Source organism: Pseudomonas sp. 58 R 12 (assembly GCF_900005865.1).
In the GTDB taxonomy this organism is placed as follows: domain Bacteria; phylum Pseudomonadota; class Gammaproteobacteria; order Pseudomonadales; family Pseudomonadaceae; genus Aquipseudomonas; species Aquipseudomonas tritici.
Window position 1 is genome coordinate 255,518 of the sequence record NZ_CVTP01000017.1, and the last position, 22,332, is coordinate 277,849.

Consider the following 22,332-nt stretch of genomic DNA (forward strand, 5'->3'; position numbering starts at 1 on the left):
ACTTTCCTACAGCTCGGGTCGACGTTTCTGTCGGGTGAAGCTTAAGGCCGATCCAGCCGTTCGGCCACACCTACACAGATGGCCATGATCAACTTCAGTTCCTTTTGCACGGTGCTCAAGGACACGTGCAACTGATCGGCAATCTCCTGATAGCTGCAACCATGCAGGCGGCTGAGGATGAAAATCTGCTGCTGACGGGCGCTCAACTGGCCCAGGCTGACGCTCAGGGCCTCAAGCATTTGCTCGGCCTGGGTGGCGTCCTCTGGTGTACTGATAGGGGCGGCGACGCTTTGCAGAACGTCCAGCGGGACATCTTCCTGCAACGTGCGGGCCTGGATCCGACGCGCGCGCAGGTGATCCAGCGCCAGGTTGCGCGCCGTCTGATAGACAAAGGGTTCAAGGTGATCGATCGGCCGCTCGCTCAGGGCCCGGGTGACGCGCAGGTAGGTTTCCTGCAACAGGTCCTCGGCGGTGCTGTGGTTATTCACCATCCGCTGCAAGGTGCGAAGCAGAATCACCCGTTGGGTGAGAAAGACATGGTTGAAGCGAGATTGGCTCACAGTGATACCAGACCGATATGCAGTTAATGATAATGCTTATCATCAACTCAAATGGCAAGGGGCACTTTGAGCGGGTTTACGGATCCCTGTGCGAACCAGGCTTATGTGGGAGCTGGCTTGCCCGCGATAGCATCACCTCGGTCTGACTGAAACACCGAGTTGCCTGCATCGCGGGCAAGTCCGACTCTCACAAAAAACCGGCTCCCACAAGCGACCTGCGTTGCCCGATTACTCGGCGTTGCACAGCGCCAGGCAGTTATCCAGCATACGGTTGGAGAAGCCCCACTCGTTGTCGTACCACGCCAGCACTTTCAGCAACTTGCCACTGACCTTGGTGTGATTGGCATCGAAGATCGACGACAGCGGGTTGTGGTTGAAGTCACTGGAAACCAGCGGCAGGGTGTTGTAGCCGAGGATCTTCGAGTGCTGGCTGGCTTCTTTGAGCAGCGCGTTGACCTGTTCGGCAGTGGCTTCTTTCTTCAGCTGTACGGTGAGGTCCACCAGCGATACGTTGATCACCGGTACCCGCACGGCCATGCCGGTCAGCTTGCCCGCCAGTTCCGGCAGCACCAGGCCGACCGCTTCAGCCGCGCCGGTCTTGCTTGGGATCATGTTCTGGGTGGCCGAACGCGCGCGGTACGGGTCGGTGTGGTAGACGTCGGTGAGGTTCTGATCGTTGGTGTAGGCGTGAATCGTGGTCATCAGGCCGCTTTCGATACCCAACTCGCGGTGCAGCACTTGGGCCACAGGCGCCAGGCAGTTGGTGGTGCATGAGGCGTTGGAGATGATCTGGTGGGATTGACGCAAAATGTCATGGTTCACGCCGTAGACCACGGTGGCGTCCGCGCCCTTGGCCGGTGCAGAGATGATCACCTTGCGCGCGCCAGCGGTAATATGGGCGGCAGCCTTGTCACGGTCAGTGAACAGACCGGTGCATTCGAACACCACGTCGATCTTGTGTGCAGCCCATGGCAGATCGGCCGGGTTGCGAATGGCACTGACGGCAATCCGGTCACCATTGACGGTCAGGCTTTCCTGATCGTGGGCGACCTCTGCTTCGAAAGTGCCATGCACGGTGTCGTATTTGAGCAGGTGGGCGTTGATCGAACTGTCGCCAAGATCATTGATGGCGACGATCTGCAAATCCTGGCGGTAGCCTTGGGTATACAGTGCGCGCAGGACATTACGGCCGATACGGCCAAAACCATTGATTGCGATACGAAGAGTCATTGGAGAGTGCCTGTCGTCGATTTGTTGTAAGAATTACAAGATTATTCGCATAAAAATAGAAAACAAGCCTTTTTAGTGGCAATATTTTGTTCAATCTACAACGAGTGACCTGAATCAACTGGTCCGATGATCCAAATGCCTCCCTGCTATCCCATGCGCTGCGGGCGTTTGATCAACCCAGGAACGAGGGTCGCCACATCCGTTAGCCTGGAGTTCTACACATGCATCCCCGCGTTCTTGAGGTCACCGAACGGCTTATCGCCCGCAGCCGCGCCACTCGCGAGGCTTACCTTGCGCTCATTCGCGGTGCAGCCATCGACGGTCCGATGCGCGGTAAGCTGCAATGCGCCAACTTCGCCCACGGCGTGGCCGGTTGCGGCACTGAAGATAAAAATAGCCTGCGTATGATGAATGCCGCCAACGTGGCAATTGTTTCGTCATATAACGACATGCTCTCGGCGCATCAGCCGTACGAACACTTCCCGGAACAGATCAAGAAAGCCCTGCGCGAAGTCGGTTCGGTCGGCCAGTTCGCCGGTGGCACCCCCGCCATGTGCGACGGCGTGACCCAAGGCGAGCCCGGTATGGAGCTGAGCCTGCTCAGCCGTGAAGTGATTGCCATGTCCACGGCGGTAGCGCTGTCCCACAACATGTTCGATGCCGCGCTGATGCTCGGCATCTGCGACAAGATCGTCCCCGGCCTGATGATGGGCGCACTGCGCTACGGCCACCTGCCGATGATCTTCGTCCCGGGCGGCCCGATGCCGTCGGGCATCTCCAACAAACAGAAAGCCGATGTGCGCCAGCGCTATGCCGAAGGCAAGGCGACCCGCGAAGAGCTGCTGGAATCGGAGATGAAGTCCTACCACAGCCCTGGCACCTGCACCTTCTACGGCACTGCCAACACCAACCAGTTGCTGATGGAAGTGATGGGCCTGCACTTGCCAGGCGCCTCGTTCGTCAACCCGTACACGCCGCTGCGTGACGCACTGACCCGCGAAGCCGCGCACCAGGTCACGCGCCTGACCAAGGCCAACGGCAGCTTCACGCCGATCGGCGAGATCGTCGACGAGAAGTCCATCGTCAACTCCATCGTCGCCCTCAACGCCACCGGCGGTTCCACCAACCACACGCTGCACATGCCGGCTATCGCCATGTCGGCGGGCATTATTCTCACCTGGCAGGACATGGCCGACCTCTCCGAGGTGGTGCCGACCCTGTCCCACGTGTATCCGAACGGCAAGGCGGACATCAACCACTTCCAGGCGGCGGGCGGCATGTCGTTCCTGATCCGTGAACTGCTTGAAGCCGGCCTGCTCCATGAAGACGTCAACACCGTGGCCGGCAAGGGCCTGAGCCGTTATATCCAGGAACCGTTCCTGGTGGATGGCGAGCTGGTCTGGCGCGACGGTCCGATCGAAAGCCTCGACGAAACCATCCTGCGCCCCGTGGCCCGTGCGTTCTCGCCGGAAGGTGGTTTGCGTGTGATGGAAGGCAACCTCGGCCGTGGCGTAATGAAAGTCTCGGCGGTAGCCCTCGAGCATCAAATTGTCGAAGCACCCGCCGTGGTGTTCCAGGATCAGCAGGACCTGGCCGACGCCTTCAAGGCCGGCCAGCTGGAAAAAGACTTTGTCGCGGTGATGCGCTTCCAGGGCCCGCGCTCCAACGGCATGCCGGAACTGCACAAGATGACGCCATTCCTCGGCGTGTTGCAGGACCGCGGTTTCAAAGTTGCGCTGGTGACAGACGGGCGTATGTCCGGCGCGTCGGGTAAGATCCCCGCCGCGATTCACGTTAACCCCGAAGCCCACAGCGGCGGGCCACTGGCGCGGGTGCGCGATGGCGATATCATTCGCGTGGATGGCGTGAAAGGCATCTTGGAGCTTAAGGTAGACGCCGAAGAATTTGCAGCGCGCGCACCTGCCACGGGCCTGTTGGGCAATAACGTGGGAGCCGGTCGTGAGCTGTTTGCATTTATGCGCTTGGCCGCAAGCTCCGCAGAGCAGGGCGCCAGCGCCTTTACCTCTGCCCTGGAGACGCTTAAGTGAAGCTAGCGCTGGTCGGTGATATCGGTGGAACCAACGCGCGTTTCGCGTTGTGGCGGGACCAGGCGCTGCATTCGATCCGCGTGCATGCCACGGCGGATCATTCCAGCCCCGAAGAGGCGATCAAGGTTTATCTCAAGGAAGAAGGCCTGGAAATCGGTGACATCGGTGCGGTGTGCCTGTCGGTGGCCGGGCCGGTGAGTGGGGATGAATTTAAATTCACCAACAATCACTGGCGCCTGAGCAAGACTGCTTTCTGTAAAGCCTTGCAGGTGGATGAGCTGCTACTGGTCAACGACTTCTCGGCCATGGCCCTAGGCATGACGCGCTTGCAGCCCGACGAGTTTCGTGTGGTCTGCGAAGGCACGCCGGAGCCGTTGCGCCCGGCGGTGGTGATTGGTCCTGGCACCGGCCTGGGTGTTGGCACATTGCTGGATTTGGGGGGCGGGCGTTTCGCCGCATTGCCGGGCGAGGGCGGCCATGTCGACCTGCCTTTGAGCAGCCCGCGGGAAACCCAGTTGTGGCAGCACATCTACAGCGAGATCGGCCACGTCAGCGCCGAAACCGCCTTGAGCGGAGGCGGCTTGCCGCGCCTGTATCGAGCGATTTGTGCAGTGGACGGTCACACCCCGGTGCTGGACACGCCCGAAGCCATCACGGCCGCAGGCCTGGCCGGCGACCCGGTGGCGATGGAAGTGTTAGACCAGTTCAGCATCTGGCTGGGCCGAGTAGCCGGCAACAACGTGCTGACCACCGGCGGGCGCGGTGGCGTGTACATCGTGGGCGGCGTGATACCGAGGTTTGCCGACTTCTTTATCCGCAGCGGTTTCGCCAAGAGCTTTGCGGACAAAGGCTGCATGAGCGACTACTTCAAGGGCATTCCGGTGTGGTTGGTCACAGCCCCGTATTCCGGGTTGACCGGGGCTGGCGTGGCGTTGGAGCAGGCGTTTGCGTAGGCCGTGATGGCCCCATCGCAGGCAAGCCAGCTCCCACATTTGGAGTGCATTCTCCTGTGGGAGCTGGCTTGCCCGCGATCAGGGCCTCAAGAGCAACAAATGACTTAAGCTTGGCCATAACAACAAGGAGGACCCCGTGAGCGTAATCAGTAAATCCATTCTCCTCGTCGACGACGACCAGGAAATCCGCGAGTTGCTGCAGACCTACCTCAGTCGCGCCGGTTTCCAGGTGCGTGGCGTGCCGGATGGCGCGGGGTTCCGCCAGGCGATGAACGAGGCGCCATGCGACCTGGTCATCCTTGATGTGATGTTGCCGGACGAAGACGGTTTCAGTCTCTGCCGCTGGATCCGCCAGCACCCGCGCCAGGCGCAGGTGCCGATCATCATGCTCACCGCCAGCTCTGACGAAGCCGACCGCGTGATCGGCCTGGAGCTGGGTGCCGATGACTACATCGGCAAACCCTTCAGCCCCCGTGAGCTGCAGGCGCGGATCAAAGCGCTGTTGCGCCGTTGCCAGTTTGGCCAGGAACGCAGCGTAGGCGGGGATGTGCTGGTGTTTGATGAGTGGCGCCTGGACATGATCAGCCACCGGCTGTTTCATGTGGATGGCGAAGAAGTGATCCTTTCCGGTGCCGACTTTGCCCTGCTCAAATTGTTTCTCGACCACCCCCAACAAATCCTCGACCGTGACACCATCGGCAACGCCACCCGTGGTCGCGACTTGATGCCGCTGGACCGTATCGTCGACATGGCTGTCAGCCGCCTGCGCCAACGCCTGCGCGATACCGAAAAACCCCCGAGGCTGATCCGCACCGTGCGCGGCAGCGGTTATCAACTGGCAGCCAGCGTGGTTGCCGGCAATGCCCACTGAACATGTGACCGAGCGCCGCCGCCGTTTCCCGGTGCCGCGCTCGCTGCTGGGGCGCATGCTGCTGCTGACGCTGCTGGCGGTGTTGTTTGCCCAGGCGCTGTCCAGCGTGATCTGGGTGTCGCAGTTGCGCGCCACCCAGCTCGAGGGCCTGGTCACCAGCGCCCGTAGCCTGGCGCATTCGATGACCGCCAGCGTGAGCTACTTCCGTTCGTTGCCGGTGGCGTATCGCCCGTTGGTCCTGGACCAATTGCGCAGCATGGGCGGCACCCGCTTCGTGGTAACCCTCAACGACCGACCGCTGGACATGGAGGTCTTGCCGGAGACCCCGCGCAAGCATGCCGTGCTGGTGGCCGTGGATGAAGTGCTGCGCCAGACCCTCGGCGCCGACGTGCACATCTCGGTGGAGTTTGTCAGCGCCGAAGACCTGCGCATCTTCAATGCTGGCCTGAAACTCGACGAGTTGCCGCGTTCCTGGGCGCATTACGCGTTGACCCTGGAACCGGTGAACCCGCCCGTGCTGGTGACCCAGATCCAGCTCGCCCCGGGCGAATGGCTGTACATTGCTTCGCTGCTGCCCGAGCCCTACACCAGTCTTGAGGAACAAGGCCTGCCGTCCCAGCAAGTGTGGTTTATCGTGCTGACCAGCGGTTTCCTGCTGCTGTTTATCGGCTTGCTGGTGCACTGGCAGAGTCGGCCCCTTAAACGCCTGGCGCGGGCGGCGCGGGATATGTCCCTGGGGGCTGACGTAGAGCCGGTAGCCGAAGGCGGCGGCAGCGAAGTGGTGGAAGTGGGCCGTGCGTTCAACGCGATGCGCGAACGTATCAGCCGCTACCTGACCGAGCGCAGCCAGTTGTTCAGCGCCATTTCCCATGATTTGCGCACACCGATTACCCGTCTGCGCCTGCGCGTGGAACTGCTTGAAGACGAAAACCTGCAAACCAAATTCGGCCGCGATCTTGATGAACTAGAGTTGCTGGTGAAAGGCGCGCTGCAATGCGTGAAAGACACCGATATTCACGAAAATATCGAGCCGGTGGACCTGAACCACGTGCTCGACTGCCTGGTGGAACCGTACCTGGCGCCCAACGGCAATGGCCGCGTCACCCAGCATGGCCGCGCACTGACCCCTTATCCGGGCAAGCCGCTGGCGCTCAAGCGTTGCATCGGCAACCTGATCGACAACGCGTTGAAGTACGGGCAGAACGCGCATTTGCACATCGAGGACAACGGCGCGGAGTTCATCCTGCATGTGGATGACGAGGGGCCTGGGGTTCCGGAGCAGCGGCTGGAGCAAGTGTTTGAACCGCACTTTCGTCTGGCCGGGCACCAGCAGGGTTACGGCTTGGGACTAGGGATTGCGCGCAACATTGCCCACAGCCATGGCGGTGAAGTGAGTTTGCAGAACCTGCGTGAGGGCGGGTTGCGCGTGACCCTGCAGCTCCCCCGCGGCCTCGATTGAACACACGCGAGGCCAATGTGGGAGCAGGCAAGCCAGCTCCCACATGTTGATCTTCATCCGGTCAGATGCTTTGGCGCAATCTAGCCAAATCCCTCAACGGCGGCGCACCAAACAACCGGCTGTATTCGCGGCTGAACTGTGACGGGCTTTCATACCCCACGCGATACCCCGCTGCCGACGCTTCCAACCCTTCGGCAATCATCAACCGCCGCGCTTCCTGCAAGCGCAATTGCTTCTGGTACTGCAACGGGCTCATGGCTGTAATTGCCTTGAAGCGGTGGTGCAAGGTCGAGACGCTCAGGTTCACTTCCCTGGCCAAGTCGTCGATGCGCAGTGGTTGCTCGTAGTTGCTGTTCAACCACTTGATCGCCTGGCTCACTCGGTGGCTCTGGCTGTTGGCAACGGCAATTTCATACAGCCGATAACCCTGCGGACCCCGCAACAGGCGATAAAGAATTTCCCGATTGATCAGCGGCGCAAGCATGGCGATGTCTTTGGGCGTATCCAGCAACCGCGCCAGGCGCAGCACCGCGTCGAGCAGTTGGTTGTCGATGCGGTCGACGTACATGCCACGGGAGGTTGGGCGCGACGGCACACCCATCGGGCCGGCTTCCGCGATCAGTGCAGTGAGTTGGGCCGGGTCGATGTTGATCCTGATCGACAGGTTGGGGTCTTGCGGCGTGGCCTCCATGATCCGGCCAGCCACCGGCATCGCTACCGAGAACACCAGGTAATTGAGCGGGTCATAGGCAAACACTTCATCGGCGAGGCGCACTTCCTTGCTGCCGCTGGCCAGAATGCACAGGGCCGGCTCCACCAGTACCGGCATGAAGTCGCGCGGTGCGTTGTGGCGGTTCAGGTACAGCGAGGTGATTGCCGTACCGTAGGAGCCGTCTTCCCAGGTATGCCGCTGCACAATGCTCGCCAGTTCGGCGCGCTGCTTTTCCATCTCGGCATCGAGGGGGAGGGATCGGGGTTCGGGCGACGGCATGGGGCGTCCTCTACAGGCTACTTCGATGGGGTCAGCTTAGCGGCGGCCGTGCAAACAGTGTTACGTCGATTCTGCACAATCCTTGCCTGATCCTGCGACACATCGTGAATCAGGCAATCGTGGGGGCTGTCATCTCCCTGAAACAAGGCGGTTGCCCTTGGAATAAATGCCGGGGCCAAACGTCCTATCTGCGCTTCTCGCAGGATTGTGCAATAAGCCAGCAGGAATCGACTAACCGCGCCCGCACCCGCGCCGTTATCTTTGACCCTGTGGCAACACGCCCCTACAGTGCTTGCCGAGCATCACTTCTCAACGGGAGAGTCGAACATGTCCACCCCCATTCCCGCGAGCCATATGGCCTTTATCCGCGCCCGCACCGGGTGCAGCACCGAACTCGGTGCACGCTTGAGCAGTTTGATCGAACCGGGCCGCCAGGCTCAGGGTTGCCTGCAATTCTCGTTGCAGCATTCCCAGGTCGACCCTGATGTCTGGCTGGTCTCGGGCTTCTGGAGCAGCGAGCAGGCGATGAGCGCCTACTTCAATTCTCCGGCCCTGATGATCTTTACCGAGCTGTTGAACGACATGGTGGTTCGCAGCATGGACTTCCAGACCTTTACCGATGCCTCAGCCGCCAATGCCTATGGCGAGTACCTGCAACTCGCCGGTTAGGGTTTAGAATGGCCGACTTTCTATTGGCTAGGACCTGCAACATGGCACGTAAACAATTTGCTCACCACGAAGCCGTTTCCGCCGTCGTACCCGGAGAAGGTGGCTACAGCGCCGCCGTTGCCGTCAAGGCACTCGATGGCATGGGCGCACCGCGGTTTCACAAGATCCTTGATGGGCAGACGTTCAAGACTGCTTCTGATGCGGATGATGCCGCTACTGTGCAATTGGAGCGATTGGTCGATGTGGACCAAGAGGGTCAGCTGACGTGGGCAACAGCCGAAAACTAGGGAACGCTGCCGCTCCCACATTTAGACCTCATTCCATTCAGGGTTTTGTGGCACCAGGGCGATACATCTTGAACAGCGCCTCAGGCCCCAGCTGGAAGTAATCCGCCGGCCCGCCGCCACGTAAAATCGGCTCGGCGGCGGCGGTGTCGTAGATGCCATCCTTGAGCAGCCACTTGGCGATATGCACCGCGACCACCTCGCCCAGCACCAGCCAGCTCGGCACCAGCGCCTTGTCGGCACGCTGCAGTTGGATAATCTGCGTCACCTTGCACTCGAACGACACCGGGCTCTCGCCCACCCGAGGCACGCCAACGATCTTCGAGGCCACCGGCGTCAAGCCGGACAACTCGAATTCGTTTACCTCTGGCGATACGGCGGCGCAGCTCTGGTTCATCTGCTCGGCCAACGGGCGGGTCGCCAGGTTCCACACAAACTCGCCGGTCTGCTCGATGTTGTTCAGGCTGTCTTTGCGTCCGACACTGGAAAACCCAATGATCGGCGGAATGTAGTTGAACGCATTGAAGAAGCTATAGGGCGCCAGGTTCAAGCGGCCTTCGCTGTCGTGGGACGAGATCCAGCCGATCGGCCGTGGACCGACGATGGCATTGAACGGATCATGGGGCAGGCCGTGGCCGTTGGCGGGTTCGTAGAAATGGATATCGTCGGACATGGCCGGGTTCTGTTCTCAATTCTCGGGAGCACATCATACCCAATGTGGGAGCGGGCTTGCCCGCGATAGCTTTCGGTCAGTGAATACAACTTCGACTGAACCACCGCTATCGCGGGCAAGTCGAATCGTCGCACCGCCGCTCCCACATTTTTTAGTCCGTGGTGATACGCGAGTGTTTGCGCGTGTCTTTCATCGTCACGTAGACCACCAATGACACCGCAATACACGCCGTCACATACCAGTAGTAACCGGTTTCCATGCCGATGCTCTTGAACCACAGCGCGATGTATTCAGCGGTACCGCCGAAGATCGACACCGTCAGGGCATACGGCAGGCCCACACCCAGGGCGCGGATTTCGGTCGGGAACAGCTCGGCCTTCACCACGGCGTTGATCGAGGTGTAGCCGCTGACGATGATCAGGGCTGCCATGATCAGGAAGAACGCGCCCCACCAGCTCTGGATGGTGTGCAGGGTGGTGAGGATCGGCACGGTGAACAGCGTGCCGAGGATACCGAAGGCGATCAGGATTGGCCGACGACCGACTTTATCCGACAGCCCGCCGACGATCGGTTGCAGGCACATGAACAGAAACAGCGTCGCCGCCGAGATGGTGGTGGAGTCGGAAATGCTCATGCCGACGGTGTTCACCAGGTATTTCTGCATGTAGGTGGTGTAGGTGTAGAACGCCAGGGTACCGCCCATGGTCAGGCCGACCACGGTCATCAGTTCCTTGGGGTGGCGCATCAAGGTGCGCATCGCGCTTTCCTTGGCTTTTTCCTTCTTGGTGAACGACTCGGTTTCTTCCATACCGCGACGCAGGTACAGCGCGACGACTGCGCACAGGGCGCCGATGGCGAACGGGATACGCCAGCCCCACGCGTACAGCTGCTCGGTGGTCAATACCTGTTGCAGCACGATCAGTACGGCCAGGGCGATGAGCTGGCCCGAAATCAGGGTCACGTACTGGAAGCTGGAGTAGAAACCACGACGTTCCTTGGTTGCCATCTCGCTGAGGTAAGTGGCGGAGGTGCCGTATTCGCCGCCGACCGACAGCCCCTGCAGTAAACGGGCAAACACCAGCAGGATCGGCGCACCGATGCCAATCATTTCATAACCTGGGCTCAGGGCAATCAGCAGCGAGCCGAAGCACATCAGGTAGACCGAGGCCATCAGGGCTTTTTTACGCCCGACTTTGTCGGCGTACAGGCCCATCAGCCAGCCACCGATCGGGCGCATCAGGAAACCCACAGCGAAGATCGCGGCGGTGTTGAGCAATTGGGCGGTGGTGTCGCCTTTCGGGAAGAAGGCTTTGGCGAAGTACAGCGAGAAGGCGGCGTAGACGTACCAGTCGTACCACTCGACCATGTTGCCGACCGATCCGCTGAAGATCGATTTGATCCGGCTGGACGTGGTGCGTGCTTTTGCCGGCGCAGCCGCCGACCCCAGAGGCAGGGAGTTGGAGTTATCCATTAAAGGATCCTTCATCTAATTGTTTTTGTGGAGCGTGCTTGAGCACTGCCTGGCTTGGGCTATAGCAGGAGCTGTGCCAGGTAGATGAAGGCCCGGAATAGAAGGGTTACAGGATTTTTTTGAGCGGAAAGTCGCTGATGATTTTCAGGTGATGAGCGGAAAACCGCTTATGGACACGGGCCTCATCGCAGGCAAGCCAGCTCCCACATTGGAAATGTATTCACAGTTCAAAATGTGGGAGCTGGCTTGCCTGCGACGGCGGCCTGAAGGTCGCTAGAGAAACATCTCCCGCACCAACCCATGCCGCTGCATCTTTTCATTCAAGGTTCGCCGAGGCAGTTGCAATTCCGCCAGCACCGCCTTGATATCGCCCTTGTGCCGCGCCAGCGCAGCTTTAAGGCAATGCGCTTCAAACGCCTCCTGCTGCGCCGCCAACGATTGCCCGGCCTCGACGCCTTCCGGCTCCGGCTCGCCAAGGCCAAGTACCTGGCGCTCGGCGACGTTGGCCAATTCACGCACATTGCCCGGCCAGTCATGGCTGAGCAGGCGCCCCAGTTGCGCACCGCTCAGCGGTTCAACACGGCGGCCCAGGCGTTCGGCGGCACTCTGTGAGAAGTGGTCAAACAGCAACGGGATATCTTCACGGCGCTCACGCAAGGGCGGCAGGCGCAATTGCGCGACGTTCAATCGGTAGGCCAAGTCTTCGCGAAAACGCCCGGCGCGGGCCTCTTCCAGCAGGTCCGGCTTGGTGGCGGCGATGATGCGCAGGTCCACGTGGATACTTTGGTTGGAGCCGAGTCGCTCAAGCTTCTGCTCCTGCAACACGCGCAGCAGTTTGACTTGCTGGGCCAACGGCATGCTTTCGATTTCATCGAGGAACAGCGTGCCGCCGTGGGCGTATTCCAGTTTGCCAATGCGCTTGCCTTGGGCACCGGTGAACGCGCCGCTTTCGTGGCCGAACAGCTCGGCCTCGAACAACTGCTCGGGGATCGCCGCGCAGTTGAGTGCCACAAAGGGCTTTTTCGCCCGTGGGCCGAAGTCATGCAGGCAACGGGCAACCAGCTCCTTGCCACTGCCGGTCTCGCCACGGATCAGTACATTGACCGGCAGGCTCGCCAAATCCAGCACCTGGCGGCGCAGGGTCTGCAACCCTCGAGACACGCCTAAAAGGGTCGACTCCAACTGTGCGCGATGATCGGCCTGTTGGTGCAGACGACGGTTTTCCAGGATCAAGCCACGCTTGTCCAGGGCGCGGCGCAGGCTGTTGAGCAGGGCGTCGGGGCTGAAGGGTTTTTCCAGGAAGTCGTAGGCACCGTCGCGCATGGCGTCGACGGCCATCGGCACATCGCCGTGGCCGGTCAGCAATATCACCGGCAAATCCGCATCACGGCGCTGCACCTCGGCCAACAGTTCCAGGCCGCTGAGACCCGGCATGCGTACGTCGCTCAGGATCACCCCGGGAAAGTCCTTGGGCAGTTTCGCCAGGCATTCTTCGGCGCGGCTGAACAACTGCACCTCAAACCCAGACAGGCTCAACCACTGCTCGACCGCCGTTCGGATGCTGGCTTCGTCGTCGACCACAATCACCGCGTTCAACATAGGTCGGGCGTCTCCAGCGCGATAGGCAGGGTCAGGGTGAAAACCGCGCCGTCGCCACGGTTGGCGGCGACCAGGCGGCCGCCCAGTTCGTGCACGATAGCGTAGGACACTGCCAGCCCCAAGCCGAGCCCGTCACCCACCGGCTTGGTGGTGAAGAACGGGTCGAACACGCTGTTCAGGTGTTCTTCGGCAATCCCGCCGCCGCTGTCGCTGACGGTGAGTTGCCACAGTTGTTCATCGGCGTGCAGGCGGATTTCCAGACGTTTGCGTGGTTTGTCGGCCATGGCGTCGAGCGCGTTGCGCAGCAGGTTGATCAGCACCTGTTCCAGGCGGATTGCATCGCCACGGACCCAGGCGGGGCGGGTCAGGTCCAGCACGACGCCGATGGCTTCATCACGCAAGCGTGCGTCGAGCAGGTGCAAGGACTGATCGACCACGGTGGCCAAGTCCAGGCGCTCACGCAGGCCGCTCGGGCTTTTGCGCGCGAAGGTCTTGAGGTGGCCGGTGAGCGCGGCCATGCGCGTGAGCATGTCGTCCAGCGGCGTGAGCGCCTTGTAGGCGTCGTTGACGCGGCCGTGATCCAGCAGCAGGCGCAAGGTGGCCAACTGCATGCGCTGGGCCGTCAGCGGCTGATTGATTTCATGGGCGAGGGCGGCGGACATTTGCCCCAGTGCCGCCAATTTGGCCGACTGCACCAGGCCATCCTGGGCGGTGCGCAGCGCCTGGGTGCGTTCTTCCACCAGTTGCTCAAGCTCTTCGCGGCTGCGCTGGCGCAGGCGAGCCAGGCGCCAGCGTTGGGTCAGGAACAGCACCAGGAACACCAGCGCCAGCCAGGAGCCGGCGGCGGCGAGGCCGGCGTTGCGCTGGTCCTCAAAAGCGAACTGCGGTTTACGCAGCAGGTGCAGGGTCCAGCCTTCGGCCTTCAGCGGCAGGGATTCCCAAATGTAATTGGCGTTACCGTCCGGGCCGTTGACGCGCATCAAGTGGCTGTTTTCGTCAAAGCGTTGCAGCGTCTGGGTGTCCAGCGGCTGCAGGTGTTTTTTGTCGTATTGGCGGGTGGCCTTGAGTTCGGCGAGATCGCTGGCCGACAGCGGCCGCAGGTTGCGATAACGCCAGCCCTGTTGATTGGCGATAAACACGATGCCACGCGCGTCGCTGACCAGCAGCAGGTCATTGCCCTGGGCCCACTCACGCTCAAGTTCGGGGAACTCCAGCTTGACCACCATGGCGCCCAGGAACTGTTCGTGCTCATCCACCACGGCGCTGGAGAGAAAGTAACCCGGTATGCCAGTGGTCACGCCGACCGCGTAAAAACGCCCGGTGCCCTGGCTCAGGGTCTGGCTGAAATACGGCCGGAAGGCGTAGTTATGGCCGACATAGCTGCTCGGCAGGTTCCAGTTGCTGGCGGCAACGGCGAGGCCGGTGCGGTCCATCAATTCCAGGGTGGACGATTGCGCGGCACCGTTTATGCGTTCGAGCTTGCGGTTCAGTACGTCCTGGGTTTGAGCATCCACCGGCCTTTTCAAGGCATTGATCATCTCCGAGTCCAGCGCCAGCACAGCCGGCAGCGCGCGGTAGCGTTCGATCAGGGTATGCAGTGAGTTGGCATACAGCGCGAGTTGCTGATTGGCACGGGCCGCATCGTCCACCAAGGCCTGGCGTTCAGCATGGCGTGTGGCCAAGGCCGCGGCCAGCACCGCACCGGCGATGATCAGCAAGGAGTAGAAGGTCAGGCGCAGGGGGCGAGGGATCACGATCATACGGTGATGAGCAGGCGCAGAAAGGGGAGTGCACCATAGCATGCACGACGTTAATGTTGTGGCGAGCAAGCCCGCTCCCACATGACCGAGTTCACCATGACAAAACAGTCGGCCATAAAAAGGCGACTGGGCCATGAGCCGCAGTCGCCTTTGTCCCCGCGAAGGAAGCGCTTACTGCACTTCCACCGCCAGGCTTTCACTGATCTTTTTCTGCCAGATGGCAGGACCGGTGATGTGCACGGATTCGCCCTTGCTGTCCACCGCAACGGTGACCGGCATGTCTTTCACGTCGAACTCGTAGATCGCTTCCATGCCCAGTTCGGCGAAGGCGACAACGCGCGACTTCTTGATGGCTTGCGCCACCAGGTAAGCAGCACCGCCCACGGCCATCAGGTACACGGCTTTGTGGTCCTTGATCGCTTCAATCGCGGTAGGGCCGCGCTCGGATTTGCCGATCATGCCCAGCAGGCCGGTTTGCTCGAGGATCTGACGCGTGAACTTGTCCATCCGCGTTGCGGTGGTCGGGCCAGCCGGGCCAACCACTTCTTCGCGCACCGGATCAACCGGGCCAACGTAGTAGATGAAGCGACCCTTGAGGTCCACTGGCAAGGTTTCGCCCTTGTTCAGCATCTCGACCATGCGCTTGTGCGCCGCATCGCGACCGGTGAGCATCTTGCCGTTGAGCAACACGGTCTCGCCCGGCTTCCAGCTCTGCACTTCTTCCGGGGTCAGGGTATCGAGGTTGACGCGACGGGCCGATGGGCCAGCTTCCCAGACGATTTCCGGGTAGGCGTCCAGCGGTGGCGCTTCCAGCGACGCCGGGCCCGAACCGTCGAGCACAAAGTGTGCGTGACGGGTGGCGGCGCAGTTGGGGATCATGCACACCGGCAGCGAGGCGGCGTGGGTCGGGTAATCCATGATCTTCACGTCGAGCACGGTGGTCAGGCCACCCAGGCCCTGGGCGCCGATGCCCAGTTGGTTGACCTTCTCGAACAGCTCCAGGCGCATCTCTTCGATACGGTTCTGCGGGCCCCGCTTTTTCAGCTCGTGGATGTCGATGGATTCCATCAACACTTCCTTGGCCATCACGGCGGCTTTTTCGGCGGTACCGCCGATGCCAATGCCGAGCATGCCCGGTGGGCACCAGCCGGCACCCATGGTCGGAACGGTCTTCAGTACCCAGTCGACGATCGAGTCGGACGGGTTGAGCATGGCCATTTTCGACTTGTTCTCGGAACCGCCGCCCTTGGCCGCCACGTCCACTTCCACGGTGTTACCCGGGACGATGGAGTAGTGGATGACCGCCGGGGTGTTGTCCTTGGTGTTCTTACGCGCACCTGCCGGGTCGGCGAGGATGGATGCGCGCAGGACGTTTTCCGGCAGGTTGTAGGCGCGACGCACGCCCTCGTTGATCATGTCGTCCAGGCCCATGGTGGCGCCATCCCAACGTACGTCCATGCCCACGCGCACGAACACGGTAACGATACCGGTGTCCTGGCAGATCGGGCGATGGCCGGTGGCGCACATGCGCGAGTTGATCAGGATCTGGGCGATGGAGTCACGGGCCGCTGGCGATTCTTCGCGCAGGTAGGCTTCGTGCATGGCCTGGATGAAATCAACCGGATGGTAGTAGGAAATGAATTGCAGGGCGTCAGCAACGCTCTGAATCAGGTCGTCTTGCTTGATCACGGTCATGAGTCGCGCTCCTCTATAAGGGAACATTCAATAAGGTGGCTTCAGTGGGGTGCATCGGTCGGCTGAAACCACCTTTCCAAGGCACGCCACTGGTGCAGGCGCGACGCTAAAAAGGCGCGGCAGTATAACCCGACACGGTGGCCGATACACCCGACTATGGTCAAACTGTCGCAGGCATGATTCCCTGTGTGCGCCTCTTGTGATTGAGTCCTTATATGCCTGAACTGTACGTCGGCGAACGCCATTGGTCGGTATCTACCGGCATAAACCTGCTGGATGCCCTGAACCAGGCCGGTGTGGCTGTGCCTTACAGTTGCCGCGCTGGGAGCTGCCATGCCTGCCTGGTGCGTTGCCAAGGTGATGTCGAGGACAAGCAACCCGAGGCCTTGAGCCCGGCGCAACGCCAGGATGGCTGGCGGTTGGCCTGCCAATGCCAGGTCAGCGCGGACCTGCGCGTCGAGGCGTTTGACCCGGCGCGTGACGGTTTGGCGGCTCAGGTGGTCGGTGTCGATTGGTTGAACCCAACCGTGCTGCGCCTGCGCTTGCAGCCGGAGCGTGGCCTGCGTTATCGCGCCGGGCAGCACCTGGTGTTGTGGGCGGGGCAGGTGGCGAGGCCGTATTCTCTGGCGAGTTTGCCCCAGGAAGATGCATTCCTGGAGTTTCATCTCGACTGCCGCCAGCCTGGCGAATTCAGTGATCTAGCCCGGCAGTTGCAGGTTGGCGACCGCCTGCGTTTGGGCGAATTGCGCGGCGGCGCGCTGCAATACGACCCGGACTGGCAATCCCGACCGCTGTGGCTGCTGGCTTCCGGTACCGGGTTAGGGCCGTTGTGGGGTGTATTGCGTGAGGCGCTGCGCCAGGATCATCAGGGCGACATTCGCCTGATTCACCTGGCCCATGATACTGAAGGCCATTATCTCGCCGAGCCCTTGGGGGCGTTGGCTGCGCAGCATCCCAACCTCACGGTGGAGCTATGGACGGCGGCCGGGTCGGCACAGGCATTGGCGCAACTGCGGCTTGTTTCGCGGCAAACGCTGGCTTTACTCTGCGGACACCCCATCAGCGTAGAAGCCTTCTCAAAGCGCTTGTTTCTGGCGGGACTGCCGCGTAATCAACTGCTGGCCGATGTGTTCCTGCCCCGTGGTTGAGCGCTGAACTCTACAGCCGCGAGATCTGCCATGACTGACGCTATCCTGCAGCAACGTGAACGCGGGCTGCTGATCCTGCAGCTCAATCGTCCCGAGAAGAAAAATGCGCTGACTCGGGCCATGTATACCCAGTTGGCCGAGGCGTTCGAGCAGGCCGATGCGGACGCGGATATCCGCTGCGTGCTGATCCAGGGCAGCAGTGGCTGTTTCACTGCGGGCAACGACATCGGCGACTTTCTCGAACAACCGCCCAGCGACCTCGATAGCCCACCGTTTCATTTCATGAAGAGCCTGCTCAACTGCCGCAAGCCGGTGATCGCCGCGGTAGCAGGTGCAGCCGTGGGTATCGGTACAACCCTGCTGCTGCATTGCGACCTTGTGTATGTCAGCCGTGATGCGCGATTGCGCATGCCGTTCGTCAATCTGGGGCTGTGCCCGGAGTTTGGTTCGAGCCTGATCCTGCCGAGGTTGTTGGGGCACGCCAAGGCGGCTGAGTTATTGCTGCTGGGCGAGGGCTTCAGCGGCGAACAGGCGGCGGCGTTGGGGATTGCCACCGAGGCGTTGTGCAGCGGTGAGGCGGCGTTGGCCAGGGCGCGGGAAATGGCCGAGCGGTTTGAAACCCTGGCGCCGGGGGCGGTGCAGGTGACCAAGCAACTCATGAAAAGTGTGGATCGCGAGCAATTGCGGCAGGTGATTGAGGAGGAGGGCGCGTTGTTTACCCAGCGATTGAGGTCGCCGGAGGCGATTGCGGCGTTGTCGGCTTTCATTTCTCGCTAATGAATGTGCGTTGACTGCGCTGGCGCTATCGCAGGCAAGCCAGCTCCCACATTGGAATGCGATCCACTGGGGGAGCCGGGCTTGCCCGCGATGAGGCCCTCAGGGCACTACAAAACCCACAGGCATAAAAAAGCCCCGAACCAGTCGGGGCTTTTTCACTTACCGGTCACTCAGACCATTGGGTCGCCAACGTGCAGGATCTTCATGCCGTTGGTGCCGCCGATGGTGTGATAGCTGTCGCCCTTGGTCAGGATGACCCAGTCACCTTTCTCCACGACGCCGCGCTTGATCAACTCGTCGATGGCCGCCTGGCTGACTTCATGCGGTGGCAACGAAGCCGGGTCGAACGGGACGGTGTACACGCCACGGAACATGGCCGCGCGGGCCTGGGTTTCGCGGTGCGGGGAGAACGCGTAGATCGGCACCGACGAACGGATGCGCGACATGATCAACGGCGTATAGCCACTTTCGGTCAAGGCGATGATTGCCTTCACACCCGGGAAGTGGTTGGCGGTGTACATGGCGGCCAGGGCGATACTCTGGTCGCAGCTTTCGAACTCTTTGCCAATGCGGTGGCTGGAGGTCTTGCTGGTGGGGTGCTTTTCGGCGCCGAGGCAGATACGCGCCATGGCTTGCACAGCTTCCAGCGGATACGGGCCCGCGGCACTTTCAGCCGAGAGCATCACGGCATCGGTGTAGTCGAGCACAGCGTTGGCTACGTCGGACACTTCGGCGCGGGTCGGCATCGGGTTCTGGATCATCGACTCCATCATCTGGGTCGCTACGATCACCGCTTTGTTGTGGCGGCGCGCGTGCAGGATGATCTTCTTCTGGATACCGATCAGTTCGGCGTCACCGATTTCCACGCCCAGGTCGCCACGGGCAACCATCACTGCGTCGGAAGCCTTGATCAGGCCGTCGAGGGTTTCGTCATCGGCCACAGCTTCGGCGCGTTCGATCTTCGCCACCAGCCAGGCAGTACCGCCGGCCTCGTCGCGCAGCTTACGTGCGTATTCCATGTCGGCGGCGTCACGCGGGAACGATACCGCGAGGTAGTCCACTTCCATTTCGGCGGCGAGCTTGATGTCGGCCTTGTCTTTTTCCGTCAGGGCCGGGGCGGTCAGGCCACCACCGCGACGGTTGATGCCTTTGTGGTCGGACAGCGGGCCGCCAATGAGCACGGTGCAGTTCAGCTCAGTTGGGGTGGCGGTGTCGACGCGCATGACCACGCGGCCGTCGTCCAGCAGCAGTTCGTCACCGACGCCGCAGTCCTTGACCAGGTCCGGGTAGTCGATGCCGACGACGTCCTGGGTACCTTCGGTCAGCGGGTGGCTGGTGGAGAAGGTGAATTTGTCACCGATCTTCAGCTCAATGCGCTTGTTGGCGAATTTGGCGATACGAATTTTCGGGCCTTGCAGGTCACCCAGCAATGCGACGAAGCGGCCATGCTTGGCGGCCAGGTCACGCACCAGCTTGGCGCGAGCCTTGTGCTCGTCCGGGGTGCCGTGGGAGAAGTTCAGACGGGCGACGTCCAAACCAGCCAGAATCAGCTGTTCGAGGACTTCCGGCGAGTTGCTGGCCGGGCCAAGGGTGGCGACGATTTTGGTGCGACGGACGGACATGCACAGACTCCTGAGTTCAAGCGCTGGGGAAGGCTACTATGCTCTTTCGTTGTAGTCATTGTTCGTTTGCACTACTTATCGACGATTGACTTGTTTTCGCTGCGGCTGAATACGAACATCCTTGAAGATTTTCGACGATGGGTCGATACACTGCACAAGACAGGAGAACCCTCATGCGAATTTTGCTCATTGCTGCCCTGGCCGTTAGTGTTGTCGGCTGCACCCGCTGGTCGATGGACCACCATTTGAACAACGCCTACCGCGCCTACAAGGTCGGTGATTGCGAGCGCGTTACCCTGGAATTGTCCCAGGTCGACCGCGAAAGTCGTACCCGGCGTTATGTACAGCCGGAGGTCTCGATGTTGCGGGGCCAATGCCTGGAACGGCAAAAGCTGTTTGTCGACGCGGCACAGACTTATCAATTCATCATTAATCAGTTTCCGTCGAGTGAGTACGCCTACCGTGCTCGCGCGAGGCTCGATACCCTGCAACAACTGGGGCATTACCCCGGAGCACGCGTCGCCCAGCCGCGCCCAGCCTCTCTATGATGATATTCGTCATTTCATAACTGGCCCGTTGTCAGTCTTGAGCTATCCTTTGGATGTTCGTTTGTACAAGTTTCTATTCAAACGAATGCAGGTCCGGACTCGGCGGCCGTCCAGCGGCAAATATTGCCTGTTGTCGCACCGAGATCCAGGGAGAGCGAGCGGTTTTCTCGTTCCGAATCACTGGCACGGCCGCAGTCATGGCCATTGGATGGCGATCTCACCATGTTTACCGACCGACGGATTGAGCGGCATCAGTTGCCTTACTTTCTGCAAGTGTTTAACCGGCGCACCGATAAGCCCATCGGCTTCTTGGGCAATGTCTCGGAAGATGGGCTGATGTTAATCAGCCAATTGCCCATGATGGTCGACGTGGACTTCGAGCTGCGCTTGAAGATTCCCAATGCTGACGGCACCTTCCATCCAATCGATCTGACGGCAACCTGCCTGTGGAGCCACGAGGATATCAACCCGCAGCAGTACGATTCAGGTTTCAGTGTGCTCCACGCTCCCGAGGAATATGGGCAACTGATCAACGTGTTGCTGCACTACTTCAGTTTTGATCCCTTGCAGGCTTCGGCCTAGACACAGTGCATTGTCTACCCGGTTTGGGTGGAGTGCCCCTGCCGTGTGCGCGTGCTTCTTTCAGAGCACACCCGCTTTCTTCCAGCCCAGGTAACGTGTCACCAGGGCCGGTCCCAGTTCACACGGCAAGGTGTCCAATACGGATAGGCCTTGGGCGGCGAGGCGGTCATGCAATTCGTCGCGGGTATTCAGGTAGTCGATGGTGCCGCTGTAGGCCAAGGCTTCAGGCAAGGTTTGCACGGGCGCTTGGCGCAGTTGATCGAGTACCTCCTCGCGCAAACTGGCGACCAGCACCCTGTGCTGGCGGCTGATACGCTTGACTGCAGTCAGCAGTGCCTCATCGTCCTCATCGCGCAGGTTGGTCACCACGATCACCAACGCGCGCCGCTTTTGTCGAGCCAGCAAATCACTTGCCGCGGTCTGGTAATCGGCAGTCCGTCGGGTGGTATCGAGGTCGTACACGGCGTTGAGTAATAGGTTCAGCTGGCCGCTGCCCTTGACCGGTGCCAGGTAGCGTGGCTGTTCACCGGCAAAGGTGCACAGGCCCACCGCATCACCCTGGCGCAAGGCAACGTAGCTGAGCAACAGGCAGGCATTGAGGGCGTGGTCAAAATGCGACAGCTCGTCATCCTGGCTACGCATGCGTCGTCCACAATCAAGCATGAACACGATCTGTTGGTCGCGCTCATCCTCATATTCGCGGGCGATGGGCGTGCGCTGTCGGGCGGTGGCCTTCCAATCGATCTGCCTTAGGCTGTCACCGTCGCGAAACTCGCGCAGTTGATGAAACTCCTGCCCCAATCCACGTCGTTGACGTTGACGTACACCCAGTTGGCTCAGCCAGTTGTCCACCCCCAGCAATTGCGCGCCGTACAGTCGGGCGAAATCCGGGTAGACGCGTGTGGCATCGCTCACTTCGATAATTCGCCGCGCCGACCACAGGCCCATCGGGCTGGGCAGCTGAATTTCACAGTGGCTGAAACTGAAATGCCCGCGCCGCAAAGGGCGAAGGCGATAACCCAGCTCACTGCTTTCACCGGGGCGCAGCGCTATGGACTGGGGCATGTTCTCGACACTCAATCCGTCGGGGACATGATCGAATACCTGCACCGTCAGTGGCTGTGGGAAGTCATGCTCCAAGGCCAGGCGTACTTCGCCCCACCTTCCGAGCGCCAGGCTGCCGGGCATCTGTCGTTGCACGCGGGGGGATGGGCGTCGACGCATACGCATCGCATCCAGCGTAGCCAGCAGCAACAGTGCAAGAAGCAACCCCCATGCGATTGAGTGCAAGGTGTCGGGCACCTTGAACTGCAACGCCGTTGCGGTGCCCAGCAATATGCCCAAGCCCAGCAATACGCCGAGCCAGTTCAGCAGCAGACGGGTCGGTTTCAT

20 protein-coding genes are annotated in these 22,332 nt (G+C 60.9%); 10 read left to right on the forward strand and 10 right to left on the reverse strand.

The window, feature by feature from the left end:
- Positions 1-41: 41 nt before the first annotated feature.
- Both BFP95_RS14045 and gap read right to left on the reverse strand, forming a co-directional pair.
- Entirely contained in the window at positions 42-560 is a 519-nt protein-coding gene (locus BFP95_RS14045) for an RNA polymerase sigma factor (protein WP_065873629.1), read from the reverse strand.
- Between the two features lie 228 nt (positions 561-788).
- Positions 789-1,790 carry a type I glyceraldehyde-3-phosphate dehydrogenase gene (gap, locus tag BFP95_RS14050; RefSeq protein WP_049711713.1) on the reverse strand — a complete coding sequence of 334 codons (1,002 nt, stop codon included), beginning with the start codon at positions 1,788-1,790 and terminating at the stop codon, positions 789-791.
- 221 nt (positions 1,791-2,011) lie between these two features.
- Here gap and edd point away from each other — a divergent pair, with 221 nt between their 5' ends.
- The 4 genes from edd (at position 2,012) to BFP95_RS14070 (ending at position 7,121) form a co-directional block, all read left to right on the forward strand.
- Complete coding sequence (gene edd, locus BFP95_RS14055; RefSeq protein ID WP_065873628.1) at positions 2,012-3,838, forward strand: phosphogluconate dehydratase; 1,827 nt, start codon at positions 2,012-2,014, stop codon at positions 3,836-3,838.
- Entirely contained in the window at positions 3,835-4,791 is a 957-nt protein-coding gene (locus BFP95_RS14060; protein WP_065873627.1) for a glucokinase, read from the forward strand. The genes edd and BFP95_RS14060 overlap by 4 nt, the downstream gene beginning before the upstream one ends.
- A 136-nt stretch (positions 4,792-4,927) precedes the next feature.
- Entirely contained in the window at positions 4,928-5,662 is a 735-nt protein-coding gene (locus tag BFP95_RS14065; protein WP_025854798.1) for a response regulator, read from the forward strand.
- 31 nt (positions 5,663-5,693) lie between these two features.
- Positions 5,694-7,121 (forward strand): ATP-binding protein, encoded by a 1,428-nt coding sequence (locus BFP95_RS14070; RefSeq protein ID WP_210172768.1) that lies wholly within the window; start codon positions 5,694-5,696, stop codon positions 7,119-7,121.
- A 61-nt stretch (positions 7,122-7,182) separates the two neighbouring features.
- Here the strand turns inward: BFP95_RS14070 and BFP95_RS14075 are convergent, their stop codons facing one another.
- The gene (locus tag BFP95_RS14075; RefSeq protein ID WP_065873625.1) at positions 7,183-8,112 is read right to left on the reverse strand and encodes an AraC family transcriptional regulator; all 930 of its coding nucleotides are present in this window, start codon (positions 8,110-8,112) and stop codon (positions 7,183-7,185) included.
- Between the two features lie 327 nt (positions 8,113-8,439).
- On the opposite strand from BFP95_RS14075, the gene BFP95_RS14080 reads away from it, so the two are divergent.
- Together BFP95_RS14080 and BFP95_RS14085 are read left to right on the forward strand one after the other, a co-directional pair.
- Positions 8,440-8,781: an antibiotic biosynthesis monooxygenase family protein gene (locus BFP95_RS14080; protein WP_049711718.1), complete on the forward strand. Its 342-nt coding sequence runs from the start codon at positions 8,440-8,442 to the stop codon at positions 8,779-8,781.
- Positions 8,782-8,822: 41 nt separating this feature from the next.
- Positions 8,823-9,068 carry a hypothetical protein gene (locus BFP95_RS14085; protein WP_065873624.1) on the forward strand — a complete coding sequence of 82 codons (246 nt, stop codon included), beginning with the start codon at positions 8,823-8,825 and terminating at the stop codon, positions 9,066-9,068.
- A 37-nt stretch (positions 9,069-9,105) separates the two neighbouring features.
- On the opposite strand, the gene BFP95_RS14090 is transcribed toward BFP95_RS14085, so the two are convergent.
- The 5 genes from BFP95_RS14090 to BFP95_RS14110 all read right to left on the reverse strand — a co-directional run bounded on the left by BFP95_RS14090 (position 9,106) and on the right by BFP95_RS14110 (position 16,263).
- Positions 9,106-9,738, reverse strand: a complete 633-nt coding sequence (locus BFP95_RS14090; protein WP_065873623.1) for a flavin reductase family protein — start codon at positions 9,736-9,738, stop codon at positions 9,106-9,108.
- A gap of 151 nt (positions 9,739-9,889) precedes the next feature.
- The gene (locus BFP95_RS14095) at positions 9,890-11,209 is read right to left on the reverse strand and encodes an MFS transporter (RefSeq protein ID WP_065873622.1); all 1,320 of its coding nucleotides are present in this window, start codon (positions 11,207-11,209) and stop codon (positions 9,890-9,892) included.
- A gap of 273 nt (positions 11,210-11,482) precedes the next feature.
- The gene (locus BFP95_RS14100; protein ID WP_065910333.1) at positions 11,483-12,808 is read right to left on the reverse strand and encodes a sigma-54-dependent transcriptional regulator; all 1,326 of its coding nucleotides are present in this window, start codon (positions 12,806-12,808) and stop codon (positions 11,483-11,485) included.
- Positions 12,802-14,568 carry an ATP-binding protein gene (locus tag BFP95_RS14105; protein WP_065873620.1) on the reverse strand — a complete coding sequence of 589 codons (1,767 nt, stop codon included), beginning with the start codon at positions 14,566-14,568 and terminating at the stop codon, positions 12,802-12,804. The genes BFP95_RS14100 and BFP95_RS14105 overlap by 7 nt, the downstream gene beginning before the upstream one ends.
- A gap of 171 nt (positions 14,569-14,739) precedes the next feature.
- Complete coding sequence (locus BFP95_RS14110) at positions 14,740-16,263, reverse strand: fumarate hydratase (protein WP_010208051.1); 1,524 nt, start codon at positions 16,261-16,263, stop codon at positions 14,740-14,742.
- Between the two features lie 215 nt (positions 16,264-16,478).
- Here BFP95_RS14110 and BFP95_RS14115 point away from each other — a divergent pair, with 215 nt between their 5' ends.
- Together BFP95_RS14115 and BFP95_RS14120 are read left to right on the forward strand one after the other, a co-directional pair.
- Complete coding sequence (locus BFP95_RS14115; RefSeq protein ID WP_065910335.1) at positions 16,479-17,411, forward strand: iron-sulfur-binding ferredoxin reductase; 933 nt, start codon at positions 16,479-16,481, stop codon at positions 17,409-17,411.
- 30 nt (positions 17,412-17,441) lie between these two features.
- Positions 17,442-18,188, forward strand: a complete 747-nt coding sequence (locus tag BFP95_RS14120) for an enoyl-CoA hydratase-related protein (RefSeq protein ID WP_065910337.1) — start codon at positions 17,442-17,444, stop codon at positions 18,186-18,188.
- A 170-nt stretch (positions 18,189-18,358) separates the two neighbouring features.
- On the opposite strand, the gene pyk is transcribed toward BFP95_RS14120, so the two are convergent.
- Entirely contained in the window at positions 18,359-19,810 is a 1,452-nt protein-coding gene (gene pyk / locus BFP95_RS14125) for a pyruvate kinase (protein ID WP_065873617.1), read from the reverse strand.
- A gap of 173 nt (positions 19,811-19,983) precedes the next feature.
- Here pyk and BFP95_RS14130 point away from each other — a divergent pair, with 173 nt between their 5' ends.
- The gene (locus tag BFP95_RS14130) at positions 19,984-20,358 is read left to right on the forward strand and encodes a hypothetical protein (protein ID WP_065880980.1); all 375 of its coding nucleotides are present in this window, start codon (positions 19,984-19,986) and stop codon (positions 20,356-20,358) included.
- A gap of 222 nt (positions 20,359-20,580) precedes the next feature.
- Positions 20,581-20,940 (forward strand): PilZ domain-containing protein, encoded by a 360-nt coding sequence (locus tag BFP95_RS14135; RefSeq protein ID WP_065873615.1) that lies wholly within the window; start codon positions 20,581-20,583, stop codon positions 20,938-20,940.
- 60 nt (positions 20,941-21,000) lie between these two features.
- On the opposite strand, the gene BFP95_RS14140 is transcribed toward BFP95_RS14135, so the two are convergent.
- A complete protein-coding gene (locus BFP95_RS14140; protein WP_065873614.1) occupies positions 21,001-22,332 on the reverse strand; it encodes a DUF58 domain-containing protein in 1,332 nt (443 codons plus the stop codon).

Excerpts from the sequence above, each read along its gene's own strand:
- gap (WP_049711713.1), bottom strand. The coding sequence starts at position 1,790 with ATGACTCTTCGTATCGCAATCAATGGTTTTGGCCGTATCGGCCGTAAT.
- edd (WP_065873628.1), top strand. The coding sequence starts at position 2,012 with ATGCATCCCCGCGTTCTTGAGGTCACCGAACGGCTTATCGCCCGCAGC.
- BFP95_RS14075 (WP_065873625.1), bottom strand. The coding sequence starts at position 8,112 with ATGCCGTCGCCCGAACCCCGATCCCTCCCCCTCGATGCCGAGATGGAA.
- BFP95_RS14080 (WP_049711718.1), top strand. The coding sequence starts at position 8,440 with ATGTCCACCCCCATTCCCGCGAGCCATATGGCCTTTATCCGCGCCCGC.
- BFP95_RS14085 (WP_065873624.1), top strand. The coding sequence starts at position 8,823 with ATGGCACGTAAACAATTTGCTCACCACGAAGCCGTTTCCGCCGTCGTA.
- BFP95_RS14090 (WP_065873623.1), bottom strand. The coding sequence starts at position 9,738 with ATGTCCGACGATATCCATTTCTACGAACCCGCCAACGGCCACGGCCTG.
- BFP95_RS14095 (WP_065873622.1), bottom strand. The coding sequence starts at position 11,209 with ATGGATAACTCCAACTCCCTGCCTCTGGGGTCGGCGGCTGCGCCGGCA.
- BFP95_RS14100 (WP_065910333.1), bottom strand. The coding sequence starts at position 12,808 with ATGTTGAACGCGGTGATTGTGGTCGACGACGAAGCCAGCATCCGAACG.
- BFP95_RS14105 (WP_065873620.1), bottom strand. The coding sequence starts at position 14,568 with ATGATCGTGATCCCTCGCCCCCTGCGCCTGACCTTCTACTCCTTGCTG.
- BFP95_RS14110 (WP_010208051.1), bottom strand. The coding sequence starts at position 16,263 with ATGACCGTGATCAAGCAAGACGACCTGATTCAGAGCGTTGCTGACGCC.
- BFP95_RS14115 (WP_065910335.1), top strand. The coding sequence starts at position 16,479 with ATGCCTGAACTGTACGTCGGCGAACGCCATTGGTCGGTATCTACCGGC.
- BFP95_RS14120 (WP_065910337.1), top strand. The coding sequence starts at position 17,442 with ATGACTGACGCTATCCTGCAGCAACGTGAACGCGGGCTGCTGATCCTG.
- pyk (WP_065873617.1), bottom strand. The coding sequence starts at position 19,810 with ATGTCCGTCCGTCGCACCAAAATCGTCGCCACCCTTGGCCCGGCCAGC.
- BFP95_RS14130 (WP_065880980.1), top strand. The coding sequence starts at position 19,984 with ATGCGAATTTTGCTCATTGCTGCCCTGGCCGTTAGTGTTGTCGGCTGC.
- BFP95_RS14135 (WP_065873615.1), top strand. The coding sequence starts at position 20,581 with ATGTTTACCGACCGACGGATTGAGCGGCATCAGTTGCCTTACTTTCTG.
- BFP95_RS14140 (WP_065873614.1), bottom strand. The coding sequence starts at position 22,332 with ATGAAACCGACCCGTCTGCTGCTGAACTGGCTCGGCGTATTGCTGGGC.